We start from the raw sequence: 14,647 nt of genomic DNA on the forward strand, positions 1-14,647 counted from the left end.
ACCCGCTGTGAAGCGTCAAACATCGAGCCCATTAATGCTAAGGCCGTGAAGCCGCCCTGATCTCTTCGGAGTTGAGGGGAGTGGTGGAGCCGCCGACCCAAGGTGGTAGTAGGTGAGTGATGGGGTGACGCAGGAAGGTAGTCCATCCCGGGCGGTGGTTGTCCCGGGGTAAGGGTGTAGGCCGTGTGATAGGCAAATCCGTCACACATTAAGGCTGAGACCCGATGCCGAGCCGATTGTGGTGAAGTGGATGATCCTATGCTGTCGAGAAAAGCCTCTAGCGAGTTTCATGGCGGCCCGTACCCTAAACCGACTCAGGTGGTCAGGTAGAGAATACCGAGGCGTTCGGGTGAACTATGGTTAAGGAACTCGGCAAAATGCCCCCGTAACTTCGGGAGAAGGGGGGCCATCACTGGTGATTGGATTTACTCCATGAGCTGGGGGTGGCCGCAGAGACCAGCGAGAAGCGACTGTTTACTAAAAACACAGGTCCGTGCGAAGCCGTAAGGCGATGTATACGGACTGACGCCTGCCCGGTGCTGGAACGTTAAGGGGACCGGTTAGTCACTCTTCGGGGTGGCGAAGCTGAGAACTTAAGCGCCAGTAAACGGCGGTGGTAACTATAACCATCCTAAGGTAGCGAAATTCCTTGTCGGGTAAGTTCCGACCTGCACGAATGGCGTAACGACTTCTCGACTGTCTCAACCATAGGCCCGGTGAAATTGCACTACGAGTAAAGATGCTCGTTTCGCGCAGCAGGACGGAAAGACCCCGGGACCTTTACTACAGTTTGATATTGGTGTTCGGTTCGGCTTGTGTAGGATAGCTGGGAGACTGTGAAGCTCGGACGCCAGTTCGGGTGGAGTCGTCGTTGAAATACCAGTCTGGTCGTGCTGGATGTCTAACCTGGGTCCGTGATCCGGATCAGGGACAGTGTCTGATGGGTAGTTTAACTGGGGCGGTTGCCTCCTAAAGAGTAACGGAGGCGCCCAAAGGTTCCCTCAGCCTGGTTGGCAATCAGGTGTTGAGTGTAAGTGCACAAGGGAGCTTGACTGTGAGACCGACGGGTCGAGCAGGGACGAAAGTCGGGACTAGTGATCCGGCGGTGGCTTGTGGAAGCGCCGTCGCTCAACGGATAAAAGGTACCCCGGGGATAACAGGCTGATCTTCCCCAAGAGTCCATATCGACGGGATGGTTTGGCACCTCGATGTCGGCTCGTCGCATCCTGGGGCTGGAGTCGGTCCCAAGGGTTGGGCTGTTCGCCCATTAAAGCGGTACGCGAGCTGGGTTTAGAACGTCGTGAGACAGTTCGGTCCCTATCCGCTGTGCGCGTAGGAATATTGAGAAGGGCTGTCCCTAGTACGAGAGGACCGGGACGGACGAACCTCTGGTGTGCCAGTTGTCCTGCCAAGGGCATGGCTGGTTGGCTACGTTCGGGAGGGATAACCGCTGAAAGCATCTAAGCGGGAAGCCTGCTTCAAGATGAGTATTCCCACCCCCTTGAGGGGTTAAGGCTCCCAGTAGACGACTGGGTTGATAGGCCAGATCTGGAAGCCCGGTAACGGGTGGAGGTGACTGGTACTAATAGGCCGAGGGCTTGTCCTCAGTTGCTCGCGTCCACTGTGTTGGTTCTGAAACCACGAACAACCGTCGTAGCCATGCCACGGCTCCGGTTGACAGTTTCATAGAGTTTCGGTGGTCATAGCGTGAGGGAAACGCCCGGTTACATTCCGAACCCGGAAGCTAAGCCTCACAGCGCCGATGGTACTGCAGGGGGGACCCTGTGGGAGAGTAGGACGCCGCCGAACAATTTTTGAGAAAACCCCCGTGCCGGGGATACCGGTACGGGGGTTTTCTGCGTTTAGGGTCTTTGTTATGCGCTACGACCTGATTATTTTCGACAACGACGGCGTCCTCGTGGACAGCGAGCCGATCTCCAACACCCTGCTGGCCGCCTATCTCACCGAGCTGGGACACCCCACCTCGTACGAGGACTCCCTGCGGGACTACATGGGCTCCGCGATGCACCGCATCCACGATCTGGTCCTGGAGCGCACCGGCCGGCGGCTGCCGGACGACTTCGACGACGTGTTCCACGCGCGGGTCTTCGCCGCCTTCGAACAGGAGCTGAAGCCGGTCCCCGGGGCCGGCCAGGTGCTGGAGAAGCTGGCCGCGGACGGAGTGCCGTACTGCGTGGCCTCCTCCGGCAGCCATGAGCGGATCCGGGTCGGACACCGCACGACGGGGCTCGACCGCTGGTTCGACGAAGGGCGGGTCTTCAGCTCGCAGGATGTCGGGCGGGGCAAGCCGGCACCCGATCTGTTCCTCCACGCCGCCGAGCGCATGGGCGTACGACCGGAGCGGTGCGCCGTCGTCGAGGACAGCCCCCTGGGCGTCCAGGCGGCCAACGCGGCCGGGATGGACGTGTACGGGTTCACCGCCATGACCCCGGCCGACAGGCTGACCGATGCCACCCAACTGTTCGCGGACATGGGCGAGTTGGCTGACCTGCTGGTATGACGGCACCCATCGGTCGGCGCTGACATTTGTCATGCCGAGCACCGGACGATCGTTTCTGTCGGCGGGCGGGGTCCGACCGCGAAGCTGAGTACATCGAAACGGGACGTACACAGCGACGCGGAGGGACCCGATCATGAGCATCACCGTCACGGAGATCAGCACCGGCGGGATCAGCACCGGAGAGACCACCCGCGCTGCCAGGGCGGGCACGATCGCCGTCCCGGAGACCGCGGGTCCCCGGCCGAGCTTTCTGCCGCTGATCGTGGACGTGGCGGTGCCCGTCGGGTCGTACTACCTGCTCAAGAACGGGTTCGGGATGAGCACGATGGCCGCCCTGGGCTGGAGCAGTGTCGTGCCGGCCGTGCGGACCGTGTGGAGCGTGGTCAAGGAGCGCAGGGTCAACGCGATGGCCGCGCTGATCCTGGTCGTCAACGTGGTCGGGCTCGCGCTCAGCCTGGTCGCCGGCGACCCGCGGCTGATGCTCGCGAAGGACAGCGGGGTCAGCAGCGCGATCGGGATCGGTGTCCTGGTGTCCGTCAGGCTCGGCCGGCCGATGATGACGCAGGCCATGAAGCCCTTCCTCGTGAAGGGTGACGCGGCGCGGGCCGCGGCCTGGGACCGGCTGGCGGCCGGCTCCGCGGCCTTCCGGAAGGCCGAGCGGACCTTCTCGCTGGTGTGGGGCACGGTCCTGCTCAGCGAGTGCGTCGCGAAGGCCGTGGGCGCCTACACGCTGCCGATCGACACCATGGTCTGGCTCGGCACGGTCGTCACGATCGCCTCGATGGTCCTCGCCTTCCTGCTCAGCGGCCGCTTCGCCGTCGTCCCGATGGAGAAGATGCTGGAGCGGGAGCTCGCCGCCGGAACCGGGACGCACAGCTGAACGCCCCCTGCCGGCGGGCCCGTTCGGGTCCGCCCCAAGCGTCCCGGCAGTCCCTCGGGAGTCCCTCCCCGAAGAGCTGAGCAAAATTCACCTTCGGCTTGATCTACCCACCGGTAAGCCGGGGCCCTACGCTCGCCGCCATGACAGATGTGCTGCGGCGCGGTAGGGCCTCTTTGGCGTTCAGCTTCTTCGCTCAGGGGGCCGCCTTCGCGCTGCTCGTGACGCGTATCCCGGCCATCCAGGACCGCTACGGGATCTCCGACGCGCTGCTGCCGTTGTTCCTGGCGGCCGTCCCGGTCCTCGCCGGGCTGGGCAGCGTCACCACCGAGCATCTGGTCAAGCGCATACGCCCCAGCCGCATCCTGCGGTGGTCGCAGCCGGTCGTGCTGCTGGCCCTGCTCGGTGTCGGCGCGGGCGACCAGCTCGCCGAGGTGGCCGTCTCCCTCGGCGTCTTCGGCCTGGCGGTCGGTGCTCTCGACGCCTCGATGAACATGCTCGGGGTGAGTCTCCAGCGGTCGTACGGACGCAGCATCATGCTCGGCTTCCACGCCGCGTACAGCCTGGGCGGGATCGTGGGCGCCTCGCTCGCGTGGGCCGGGGCGCACTGGCACCTGTCGCTCTTCGTGTCGTACCTGCCGGTCGTGCTGGTGCTGCTGCCGCTCGCCCTGGTGGGCAGCCGGTGGTACGTCGACGGGGGTGCGGACGCGGGTGCGGAGGGGACGCAGGACGCGCAGGCCGGCGCGGGTGCCGGTCCCCTCGTCTTCAAGCTGCTGCTGCCGTTGTGCCTGGTGATGACGTTCGCCTACATCGGGGACTCGACGGTCTCCAACTGGAGCGCGAAGTACCTCAAGGACGTGCTCGGCAGCTCGGAGCAGATGGCGACCGTTCCGTACAACGTCTACATGGTGATGACCCTGGTGGGGCGGGCCGTCGGGGACCTCGGGGTACGGCGGTTCGGGGCCGTGGCGGTGGTGCGGCTGGGTGCCGTGGTCGCCGCGCTCGGGTTCGGTGTGGTCGCCGTGGCGCCGGGGGCCGGGGTGGGCATGCTGGGGTTCACGCTCCTGGGCCTCGGGCTGTGCGTGATCGTGCCGCAGACCTTCGCGGCCGCCGGGAGGCTGTTCCCCGGGGCGTCGGACACGGCGATCGCGCGGCTGAACATCTTCAACTACGTCGGGTTCCTGGTCGGGTCCCCGTTGGTGGGCGCGCTGGGTGACGCCTGGAACTACCGGGGCGCCATGCTCGTACCGATGGTTCTGGTCCTGGCGACCCTCGGGTACGCCCGCTCGTTCGAACCTCGACCGGACCGATACGGTGACGTGCATGAGCGGCCGCGCACAGCTGATGTGGGACCAGGCAGTAACGGGGTATGACTTCGGGCCGGACCATCCGATGGATCCGGTCCGGCTCCGGCTGACCCGGGGACTCGTCGACGCCTTCGGGCTCGACCGGGCCGTCGACGTCGTGGCGGCGAAGCCCGCCGGGGACTCGACCCTGCGTCTGGTGCACCGCGAGGACTACGTGGCGGCGGTCAAGGCCGCGTCCGCCGATCCCGGGTCGGCCGACCTGTCGTACGGCCTCGGGACCATGGACGATCCCGCGTTCGCCGGGATGCACGAGGTGTCCGCGCTGATCGCCGGGCAGTCCGTGGGGGCGGCGGAGGCCGTGTGGCGCGGGGAGGCGCTGCACGCGGTGAACTTCGCGGGCGGGCTGCATCACGCGATGCCGGGTGCCGCCTCGGGGTTCTGTGTCTACAACGACGCCGCTCTCGCGATCGCCCGGCTGCTGGAGCTGGGCGCCGAGCGGGTCGCGTACGTCGATGTGGACGTGCACCACGGTGACGGTGTCCAGGCGGCCTTCTGGGAGGATCCGCGGGTTCTGACGATCTCGCTGCACGAGCATCCGCGGACGCTGTTCCCGCAGACGGGATGGCCCGAGGAGACCGGGGCGGACAGCGCGGAGGGCACGGCCGTCAATGTCGCGCTGCCGGCGGGCACCGGGGACGCGGGCTGGCTGCGGGCGTTCCACTCCGTGGTGCCCGAGCTGATCGCCGACTTCCGGCCGCAGGTGCTGGTCACCCAGCACGGCGCGGACACGCACTTCGAGGACCCGCTCGCGCACCTGGCCGTCTCCCTCGACGCGCAGCGGGCGGTGCAGGTCGCCTGTCACGACCTGGCGCACACGTACGCGGAAGGACGCTGGGTCGCGCTGGGGGGCGGCGGCTACGCGGTGGTGGAGGTGGTGCCGCGATCGTGGACGCATCTCGTGGCCGTGGCCGCCGGCCGTCCCGTCGAGCCCGAGACGGTGGTCCCGGAGAGCTGGCGGCAGGAGGTCTTCGCCCGTACGCGGCAGCTGGCGCCGATGCGGATGACGGACGGCCGGTGGCCGGTGTCCTGGAAGGACTGGGAGTCGGGGTACGACCCGGCGGACCGGCTCGACCAGGCGATCGTGGCGACGCGCAAGGCCGTGTTCCCGCTGCGGGGGATGCTCCCGTAGGAGCCCGCGCGGGACCGAACTCCCGCGACGGCCCCGCTCGTCGGTCCTTCACGGACGACGACCTCTCGCCCATGCCCCGGATGCGGGTCCCGCATCCGCCGTCGGTCCCTCCCCGGCATCCCGGTGGGCCATTAGCCCAACTGTGGGGCATATTCGGCATTTTGGGCATTGGGTACGGGTGAATGCGCCAGCCTGGCTGACGTGTTGAGCACCGGAGCTTTGCGTGCACACCTGCTGGCCGCCCGGCTGGCCGGGCCCGTGGCCACCTCGCGCGAGCGGAGCCTGCGCAGCTACCGGCTCTTCGCGGCCCGTGACCCTCGGCTTCTGCTCGGACTTGATCCCGAATGGGCGTGGTGCCAGCGGGATCTGATCGGGTTGATGGCCGACAAATGCGGGGTCTCGGCTGATCCGTCGGACACTTCGGGGCATGATGTGATCGACCCGGAGCGGACCCTGGCGGCTCTCGACGCCTTCGCGGAACGGCTCGGCGAAGCCGCCCGCCACCGTCACCCCGTGCTTCTCGGCACCGGTCACCCGCACCGTCTGATCGATTTCTACGCCGCGCTCGCGGACGCCCTGTCGGCGGCTGGATGTACCGTCCTCACCCCCGCGCAGGGTAGCTCTATCGACATAACGACCCGGTTCGGTCTACGCACGTACAACCTCGACTACGTACAAGGTGTCGCGCTGGTGCGCGAACCGGAGGCGGGGGCCGCCGGTCGTGCGACCGGCGCACACACCCATTCACCCCTCCCGGTTCGGACCGTTCTGGCCGCCGCCGCGGAGCGCGGCGACCCGCTCCCGGAGCTGGTCATCGGAGACCACGGATGGGTCTGCGGGGCAGGTCAGCTGGGGTTCGAGGCCATCGGTCTCGCCGATACGGACGATCCCGCGCTGTTCGTCGGAGAGGCAGAGGGGCGGGTGTCCGTCGTCGTTCCGCTTGATGACGCTGTGCGGTCTGATTACTACCGACCGCTTACTCGCTATGTACTCAATCGAGCGTGTCTGTCACAGTAGGCGGCCGATGGCATCCCCTCTTCCCCACTCGCATCACCCGCCCCTACATTGGGGAGTGAGTGCGCAACGACGAAGAGTCACCGGAAGGGGAAGCCGGTGGCCGTCGAGTGCGGAAGGTTCAGGTGTGACATGGCGGCAGGCGAGAGGCCTCTGAACGAGGTTCAGTTCCTTACCGTGGCGGAAGTCGCCTCGGTGATGCGAGTGTCGAAGATGACCGTGTACCGCTTGGTGCACAGCGGTCATCTGCCGGCGATCCGGGTGGGCAGGTCCTTCCGGGTGCCGGAGCAAGCGGTTCACGAGTACCTCCGCGAGAGCTATGTGGGGGTGGAGACCGCCTGACGGCGTTCCGGGAGACCGTTCGCGATCTCCCGGAATCACCTCGATTACGACCTCAGCCCTCGGGCGGGTAGGCTGGCCCCTCATAGGTCGTGTGGGCCCATGCAGCCCAGCACCGAGTAAAGAGAAGTGAGCGAGGGTAGTCGTGGGCTCTGTTATCAAGAAGCGGCGCAAGCGGATGGCGAAGAAGAAGCACCGCAAGCTGCTCAAGCGCACTCGCGTCCAGCGTCGCAACAAGAAGTAAGCGACGCCGCGGAAACGCGTACTGTGGCCTCTCACCGGCTGGTGGGAGGCCACAGGCGTACCCGGCCGGGGAATTCCACCCCGAGGCCGGCCGGGGCGCCGCGGAGCCGACCGGGGACCTCCACCGCGGCCGCGGAAGCCGAAGCGGAACCCCGAAAGACCGCTCGACCGTCGAACGACTTCGGCCATGCGCGCCGCCCGTGCCTGTGGGCCGAATGGCTGGGTCTTGTCGTACGTCCATGCCTGTCGTCACTTCGTGCATCGGGCGGTCATCACAGCGCAACATCAACCCGCTAAGTTGGCCGGACACGGGGAACCCGGCAGTACGAGCGGAGCTACGTCCAGTTCTGGAAGGAAGGCGCTGATCTTGGGGAAGGTCGTGCTCGTGACCGGGGTGGCCCGGCAGCTGGGGGGCCGGTTCGTACGACGGATCCAGCGTGACCCGCAGGTGGACCGGGTGATCGCCGTGGACGCGGTCCCGCCCGAGCACCACATCGGCGGCGCCGACTTCGTGCAGGCCGACATCCGCCAGCCCACCGTCGCCCGGGTTCTCGCCGAGTACTCCGTCGACACGGTCGTCCACATGGACGTGACGGGCACGGCGCTGGGCTCCGGCAGCCGGACCACGGTCAAGGAGACCAACGTCATCGGCACCATGCAGCTGCTCGGTGCCTGCCAGAAGTCCCCGACGGTCAAGCGGCTCGTCGTGAAGTCCAGCACGAACGTCTACGGCTCCGCGCCCCGCGACCCCGCCGTCTTCACCGAGACCACCTCGCCCAAGTCACTGCCCAGCGGCGGCTTCGCCAAGGACACGACCGAGGTCGAGGGCTACGTACGCGGCTTCGCGCGCCGCAGGCCCGACGTCGCCGTGTGCGTGCTGCGGTTCGCCAACATCCTCGGCCCGAGCGCCGATTCGCCGCTCGCCTCGTACTTCTCGCTGCCGGTGCTGCCGACCGTGTTCGGCTACGACCCCCGGCTCCAGTTCGTCCACGAGAGCGATGTCATCGAGGTCCTGCGGCTCGCCTCGCACGAGCCGCGGCGGGGCACCCTCAACAGCGGCACGTTCAACATCGCGGGCGACGGCGTCCTGCTGCTCTCGCAGTGCGCGCGGCGCCTCGGCAGGCCCACGGTCCCGCTGCTGCTGCCGGCCCTCAGCTGGGCCGGTACGGCCGTGCGTACCCTGGGGGTGACGGACTTCTCTCCGGAGCAGCTGCGGCTGCTGACGCACGGCCGGGTGGTCGCCACGGTCCAGATGCGCGAAACCCTGGGCTACCAGCCGAAGTACACGACGGCGGAGACCTTCGCGGACTTCGCCCAGAGCAGGGGTCCAGGACTCCTGCCCCCGGAGGCCCTTGCGGGAGCCGTGGACAAGATCGCCGCGCTGCCCGTGCTGGGCGGCGGCCACCCCCCGACGCAGAGCGCCAACTGAGGAGCGCATCAACGATGGCGGACGCCAAGGTCATTCCGTTCGACGACGACCGCTCGCGCGGGGCTGCGGTGCAGCGCCCGGCGAGGCGCCGGGCCGCGGGGAGCCGGCGCAAGGGCGAGCCCGTGGTCGTACGCGAGGTCCAGCCCATGCCCGGTCGGACCCTCCCGCAGGATGATGTTCCTGTGACGCACGAGGAGGAGCCGCCCCGTCAGGGCGGCGCGAGCCTGGAGCAGCGCATCGCGGGGGGCCTGTCCTTCCTGCGCCGCAGGCTCACGGGCGACTACGAGATCGACGAGTTCGGGTACGACCACGAGCTGACCGACCAGGTCCTGATGTCGCTGATCCGGCCGGTGTACGAGAAGTACTTCCGCGTCGAGGTGAAGGGCGTCGAGAACATCCCGTCCGAGGGCGGTGCCCTGATCGTCGCCAACCACTCGGGCACCCTGCCGCTGGACGGCCTGATGATGCAGGTCGCCGTCCACGACAACCATTCCGCGAACCGGCATCTGCGCCTGCTCGCCGCCGACCTGGTGTTCATGCTGCCGGTCGTCAACGAGCTGGCCCGCAAGGCGGGTCACACGCTGGCCTGCGCGGAGGACGCCGAGCGGCTGCTGGAGCGGGGCGAACTGGTCGGGGTGATGCCGGAGGGCTTCAAGGGCATCGGCAAGCCGTTCAGCGAGCGCTACAAGCTCCAGCGGTTCGGCCGGGGCGGCTTCGTCTCGACGGCGCTGCGCGCGGGCACTCCGATCATTCCGTGCTCGATCGTCGGGGCGGAGGAGATCTACCCGATGATCGGCAACGCGAAGACCCTGGCGCGGCTGCTGGGATTCCCGTACTTCCCGATCACTCCGACGTTCCCGTGGCTCGGCCCGCTCGGCGCGATCCCGCTGCCCACCAAGTGGACGATCCAGTTCGGCGAGCCGATCCGCACGGACGGCTATCCGCCGGAGGCGGCCGACGACCCGATGCTGATGTTCAATCTGACCGACCAGGTCAGGGAGCAGATCCAGCACACCCTGTACAAGCTGCTGGTGCAGCGCAGGTCGGTTTTCTTCTGATCATGCAGTTACGATTCTGTTGATCATGTCCTGATATGCCTGTACGTCGATGGGGGCGCCCTTCCCGAGGAGGGCGCCCCCATCGACGTACCGCGGCGGTCCGGTCAGTCGCTGTTCTGCGTGTCGATGCCGAGGCCCGGCAGGAGACCGGGGAGCAGCGGCGGCAGGGTGACGTCGGGTGCGCTGGTCGCGCTGCTCCTGCCGCCGGCGCTGGAGGACGGGGAGGAACTGGTGCTGTCCTGCGGCGGGTCGAGCAGGCCGCCCGTACCGCCGCCGAGCAGGCCCTCGCTGCTGCTGCTCGAACTCGACGGTTTGGGCTTGCCGCTGCTGTGGCTCGCCTCCGCGGAGCCGCCGCTGGCGCTGGGCGCCGGGGTGTCCGTGCCCGGCGAGCGGGTGGACTCCTCGCTCTTGCCCCGGTGACGTCCGGTGCCCTCGGGGGCGGGCGTCCTGGGCAGCAGCGAGCGCAGCGGGTCGACCTCTTCGTCTATGGCCTCGAAGACCGACGAGACCTGGTCGCTGACGTCACCGAGCTGCACAGGCAGCCGGTCGCGCAGCGCGCCCCAGGCCTGGCGGTGCGACTGGGAGAAGGCGGACAGGGCCTGGATGGGGCCGAGTGAGCCGTCCCGTTCGTACGCCTCGTGCAGCAGCCGGTGGCCCTCGGAGGCGTCGTGCTGCATGCCGGACAGGGCGCGGCGGACCTCGCCGAGGGACTCGTGGTCGAGGTGTCCCGAACGGCCCCGCTCCATCAGCCGGCGGGCTTCGCTCAGGCGGTTCGAGGCCTGGTCGAGGTAGAGCTCGCCCCGGTCGCTGTCGCCGTGGGCCAGGCCCAGTTTGATGTCCTCCATGCCGCGCTTGAGCCCGTAGAGCGAGTCACCGGGCAGGGCGTCGGAGCTCGCGGCGGCCACACCGCCGAAGGCTCCGGCGGCCACACCGACGGTGAGGCCGCCGGCGGCCAGCCCCTTGGACAGCCGGGACCGGGGCCGCAGCTTCCCCAGTCCGGTCGCCCGGTGCGAGCCCTTGGCCCGATGGGACCGCTGTTCGGGCAGAGCGCGGCCCGGACCCTCGCCTCCGGCGGCGGTGCCTTCTTGCAGCATGGCCTCCATCGCGGCGACGAGCTGGGCTCGCTGCACGATCTTGACCTCGGGGTCCAGCTCCGGTTGGGGCAGCTCGCCGAGACCGGTGGCGAGGGCCAACAGCAGCCCTTGCTCGGTCTGTTCCGCAGCAGCCCGTGACGGTGCCGACCCATCGGGCTGCTCGGCCGCCGTGCCCTGGTCGATCTCCTCCAGGGCCTGGGCGAAGGCGTTCGCCCGCCGGTGGGCTGATACGTTCGCGATCACTGGCGGCACCTCCTCTCGTCATGACGGTCGACTCCCCAGGGGGTCCTGAGGGTTGCACCCCCTGGCCGTGTGCACACGATCGGGTGATCGGCGCTGGCCAGGGCGTGACCACAGGGAGCCTGTATCCCGCACAACGAGTGTCACGGCACTTCGGTTACGGACGGCGGACACACAGACCGCGAAGTCAACAGACTTTCACAGAAGGTGAGTTGGACGTCGCTGAGCGTGCGCGGGGCCCTGTGGTCGAAAACGGGCTCAGCGCACGTCGTCGGGCAGGAGCCGGGCCAGCGTGCGGACGGCCCGGTACTGGAGGGTCTTGATCGCACCCTCGTTCTTGCCCATCACCCGGGCGGTCTCGGCGACCGAGAGCCCCTGGAGGAAACGGAGTGTCACGCACTCCTGCTGCTGGGGATTGAGCCGTCGTACGGCGTCCAGCAGTGCCGCGTTCGACAGGGACTCCAGGACGGAGTCCTCGGGGGAGCGCTCGACCTCGTTGGCGTCGAGCATCTCGCCGGTGGTCACTTCCAGCCGGAAGCGGCTGGACTTGAAATGGTCGGCGACCAGGTTCCGGGCGATGGTCACGAGCCAGGCGCCGAAGTCACGGCCCTGCCAGGTGAAGGTGCCGATCCGACGCAGCGCGCGCAGAAAGGTCTCACTGGTGAGGTCCTCGGCAGTCGCCTTACCTCCCACCCGGTAGTAGATGTAGCGGTACACGGTGTCGCTGTACTGGTCGTAGAGCCGTCCGAAGGCGTCGGCCTCGCCGGCCTGGGCGCGCTCCACGAGATCCATCATCCGGGCGCTGTCGCTGTCCGCGGCCGGACGGCGTGCGGTGGTGGCCGAGCCCGAGCGGCCCCGCCGGCCGACCGTCGCGTTGCCGTCGGCCAGGGCATAGCAGGGCCCGACGGGCGTGGGGAGGGCGAAGGCGGGGACGGCGTACGCGGTGGGGACGAAGCCGCGCAGACGGTCCAGGACCGTTGCGCGCAGCGTAGCCAGGCCCGAGGCGTCAACCCCGACGTGTGAGTACACGGGACTCCCAGAGGCAGAGCTTCCATCACGTGCAGTGCGGGACCTTTCACCCGTCGTAGCGACGGAGGGGTACCGGTTTGCGTCTGAGGAGAATAACGCTTCGTACAGGCAGCACTACACCCAGTTGCTAAAATCATCGATTACGACGCTTTTGGCACGGATCGATGCCTGTTCAAGTATCGTTCGGTGACCGCTTGTTGATCGGTTGGGTTCGTGTTCCGTCTGAGTACAGAGCGTGTTGTGCCCGCCTGTGCGGAGCGCGACTGAGTGGCCCACGGCGTGGGTAGGACGATGTGATTGCCTGCCGGAGCGGCGCTCAACCCCCAGGTCCGGACAGGTTTTCGCCCCCGCCGCCCACCCGTCCCACACCCGGGGCTCCGCCCCGGACCTCGCTCCTCAATCGCCGGAGGGGCTGAAACTTCCCCCGCTCGAAGCCGAAATGTGGACGCACCCGCACCCGGGATCCGGCGCGAGGGGCCGTGCCGGTACATCGATGGCCGTCGCCACCGACGCCCACACCTCACCCAACGGCGACGGCCTGATGCACCGGCACGGCCCCGCCCCACCACCGGACCGGAGCCGAACCCGCGACCGAGCCCGCGACCGGGCTAGCGACGCCGCCGGTGCAGCGCGATCGCCGCGGCCGTGCCGCCGGCCACAGCACCCACCCCGGCCGCGGCGGGAATCCCGACCTTCGCGGCCTTGCGCGCGGTGCGATAGTCCCGCAGCCGCCAGTCGAAGTCCCGCGCGTGCCTGCGCAGTTTCGAGTCCGGGTTGATCGCGTACGGATGCCCCACCAGCGAGAGCATCGGAATGTCGTTGTGCGAGTCGCTGTACGCGGCACAGCGCGAGAGGTCCAGATCCTCCGCGGACGCCAGCGCCCGCACGGCCTCCGCCTTCGCCGGCCCGTGCAGCGGTTCACCGACCAGCTTGCCGGTGTAGATCCCGTCCACCGACTCCGCGACCGTACCGAGAGCACCCGTCAGCCCCAGCCGCCGCGCGATCACCGTGGCGATCTCCACCGGCGCCGCCGTGACGAGCCACACCTTCTGGCCGGCGTCCAGGTGCGCCTGGGCGAGCGCCCGCGTCCCGGGCCAGATCCGCTCGGCCATGTACTCGTCGTAGATCTCCTCGCCGATCGACATCAGCTCGGAGACCCGGTGACCCTTCACGATCGACAGCGCGGAGTCACGCGCCTCCTGCATGTGCTCGGGGTCCTCGACCCCGGCCAGCCGGAACCACGCCTGCTGCCAGGCGAACTTCGCGAGGTCGCGGGTCTCGAAGAACTTCCGCTTGTACAGCCCGCGTCCGAAGTGGAAGAGGGCGGCACCCTGCATCACGGTGTTGTCGAGATCGAAGAACGCGGCGGCCTTGTCGTCGCCGAGCACCGGGAAGTCCGGTTCCTCCACGGCGTCCGGTGGCGCCTGTTCTTCGAGTTCCTGAAGTTCCTGCGAGGACTTGCGCGCTGCCTCCGCCGAGGCTTCGCCTGCCAACACGCTCCGCGCGGTCGCGGAGCGCCTACGGGGAGTGAGCCATCCGAGAGCGGCCATGTCGTGAGCATAGCCAGTCTGTTCGGTGCTTCCGGAGTCGAGAGGATTCGACGCTGTGAACTCTCCGCGGCCATGCCGTTAAACGACCGCTCCGAAGCACCGCCGCCCGGCGAGTCGCCCCCCGCGAGCGCCCGCTCCCGCGTGATGCCCCGAGCCGTGCCCACCTGCCCGCCCGGAGCGGGAGAATGGCGTGCATGAGCCCCATGTTCCGGCGCAGCGACCGCCGTACGCAGAGCAAGGTGCCCGCGGAGCACCTGGTCACACTGATAAGGAAGCCCGGGTGTCATCTGTGTGATGACGCACAGGAAGTGATCGAGAAGGTGTGCGGTGATCTCGGGGTCCCCTGGGAGGGGAAGGACATCACCGAGGACGAGGAACTGCACCGCCAGTACTGGGAGCAGATCCCGGTCGTGCTGGTGGACGGCGCCCAGCACACCTTCTGGCGTGTGAACGAGGAACGCCTTCGCAAAGCCCTCACGCCGTGAGCGGTGCGCGACGACTCCGATCGCGCCCGTGACGTACCCCGACTGTGACCTGACCGAGCAGCCCAAGGTGTCCGGAAAGTCGCCTAGGATCGACGGCGATTGGTCTCGGGGGCGGGATTCGTTGAGGAGCGTGTGCGGTTTTGCCCCCTTCAGGTGCGGAACGGAGTCGTCCGCGCGCCGGTTCCATACGGGCGCGCCGGGCATGCGTGACCCCGGTCACGTTGGCCGGGCAAATCGGACACCGTCTTTGTGCACGCGTTCACAAAGACATA

13 protein-coding genes and 2 rRNA genes (1 of these 15 cut by a window edge) are annotated in these 14,647 nt (G+C 68.0%); 12 read left to right on the forward strand and 3 right to left on the reverse strand.

The window, feature by feature from the left end:
- The 11 genes from WJM95_RS18005 to WJM95_RS18055 all read left to right on the forward strand — a co-directional run.
- Nucleotides 1–1,606: ribosomal RNA gene (locus tag WJM95_RS18005) — 23S ribosomal RNA — on the forward strand; it begins 1,516 nt to the left of the window's first position.
- A gap of 86 nt (nt 1,607–1,692) precedes the next feature.
- A 5S ribosomal RNA gene (gene rrf / locus WJM95_RS18010) occupies nt 1,693–1,809 on the forward strand.
- Nucleotides 1,810–1,876: 67 nt separating this feature from the next.
- Nucleotides 1,877–2,521 carry an HAD family hydrolase gene (locus WJM95_RS18015; RefSeq protein WP_339130739.1) on the forward strand — a complete coding sequence of 215 codons (645 nt, stop codon included), beginning with the start codon at nt 1,877–1,879 and terminating at the stop codon, nt 2,519–2,521.
- A 133-nt stretch (nt 2,522–2,654) separates the two neighbouring features.
- Complete coding sequence (locus tag WJM95_RS18020) at nt 2,655–3,401, forward strand: VC0807 family protein (protein WP_339130740.1); 747 nt, start codon at nt 2,655–2,657, stop codon at nt 3,399–3,401.
- A 140-nt stretch (nt 3,402–3,541) separates the two neighbouring features.
- Nucleotides 3,542–4,771 carry an MFS transporter gene (locus WJM95_RS18025; RefSeq protein ID WP_339130741.1) on the forward strand — a complete coding sequence of 410 codons (1,230 nt, stop codon included), beginning with the start codon at nt 3,542–3,544 and terminating at the stop codon, nt 4,769–4,771.
- Nucleotides 4,722–5,894, forward strand: coding sequence for an acetoin utilization protein AcuC (locus WJM95_RS18030; protein WP_339130742.1), 1,173 nt, complete (start codon nt 4,722–4,724; stop codon nt 5,892–5,894). The genes WJM95_RS18025 and WJM95_RS18030 overlap by 50 nt, the downstream gene beginning before the upstream one ends.
- Before the next feature lie 201 nt (nt 5,895–6,095).
- Nucleotides 6,096–6,911 (forward strand): phosphatase, encoded by an 816-nt coding sequence (locus WJM95_RS18035; protein ID WP_339130743.1) that lies wholly within the window; start codon nt 6,096–6,098, stop codon nt 6,909–6,911.
- 129 nt (nt 6,912–7,040) lie between these two features.
- On the forward strand, nt 7,041–7,250 hold the full coding sequence (locus WJM95_RS18040; RefSeq protein ID WP_093781815.1) for a helix-turn-helix domain-containing protein: 210 nt from the start codon (nt 7,041–7,043) through the stop codon (nt 7,248–7,250).
- A 142-nt stretch (nt 7,251–7,392) separates the two neighbouring features.
- Nucleotides 7,393–7,491 (forward strand): AURKAIP1/COX24 domain-containing protein, encoded by a 99-nt coding sequence (locus WJM95_RS18045; protein WP_003948845.1) that lies wholly within the window; start codon nt 7,393–7,395, stop codon nt 7,489–7,491.
- A 366-nt stretch (nt 7,492–7,857) separates the two neighbouring features.
- Nucleotides 7,858–8,919, forward strand: a complete 1,062-nt coding sequence (locus WJM95_RS18050) for an NAD-dependent epimerase/dehydratase family protein (RefSeq protein ID WP_339130744.1) — start codon at nt 7,858–7,860, stop codon at nt 8,917–8,919.
- Between the two features lie 14 nt (nt 8,920–8,933).
- The gene (locus WJM95_RS18055) at nt 8,934–9,977 is read left to right on the forward strand and encodes a lysophospholipid acyltransferase family protein (protein ID WP_339130745.1); all 1,044 of its coding nucleotides are present in this window, start codon (nt 8,934–8,936) and stop codon (nt 9,975–9,977) included.
- Nucleotides 9,978–10,081: 104 nt separating this feature from the next.
- On the opposite strand, the gene WJM95_RS18060 is transcribed toward WJM95_RS18055, so the two are convergent.
- The 3 genes from WJM95_RS18060 to WJM95_RS18070 form a co-directional block, all read right to left on the reverse strand.
- A complete protein-coding gene (locus WJM95_RS18060) occupies nt 10,082–11,314 on the reverse strand; it encodes a DUF5667 domain-containing protein (RefSeq protein WP_339130746.1) in 1,233 nt (410 codons plus the stop codon).
- A 255-nt stretch (nt 11,315–11,569) separates the two neighbouring features.
- Complete coding sequence (locus WJM95_RS18065) at nt 11,570–12,340, reverse strand: ECF subfamily RNA polymerase sigma factor, BldN family (RefSeq protein WP_339130747.1); 771 nt, start codon at nt 12,338–12,340, stop codon at nt 11,570–11,572.
- Between the two features lie 608 nt (nt 12,341–12,948).
- A complete protein-coding gene (locus WJM95_RS18070) occupies nt 12,949–13,890 on the reverse strand; it encodes an HAD-IB family hydrolase (RefSeq protein ID WP_339130748.1) in 942 nt (313 codons plus the stop codon).
- Nucleotides 13,891–14,075: 185 nt separating this feature from the next.
- Here WJM95_RS18070 and WJM95_RS18075 point away from each other — a divergent pair, with 185 nt between their 5' ends.
- Complete coding sequence (locus tag WJM95_RS18075; protein ID WP_339130749.1) at nt 14,076–14,375, forward strand: glutaredoxin family protein; 300 nt, start codon at nt 14,076–14,078, stop codon at nt 14,373–14,375.
- Nucleotides 14,376–14,647 lie beyond the last annotated feature (272 nt).

The organism is Streptomyces sp. f51 (assembly GCF_037940415.1).
Classification (GTDB): domain Bacteria; phylum Actinomycetota; class Actinomycetes; order Streptomycetales; family Streptomycetaceae; genus Streptomyces.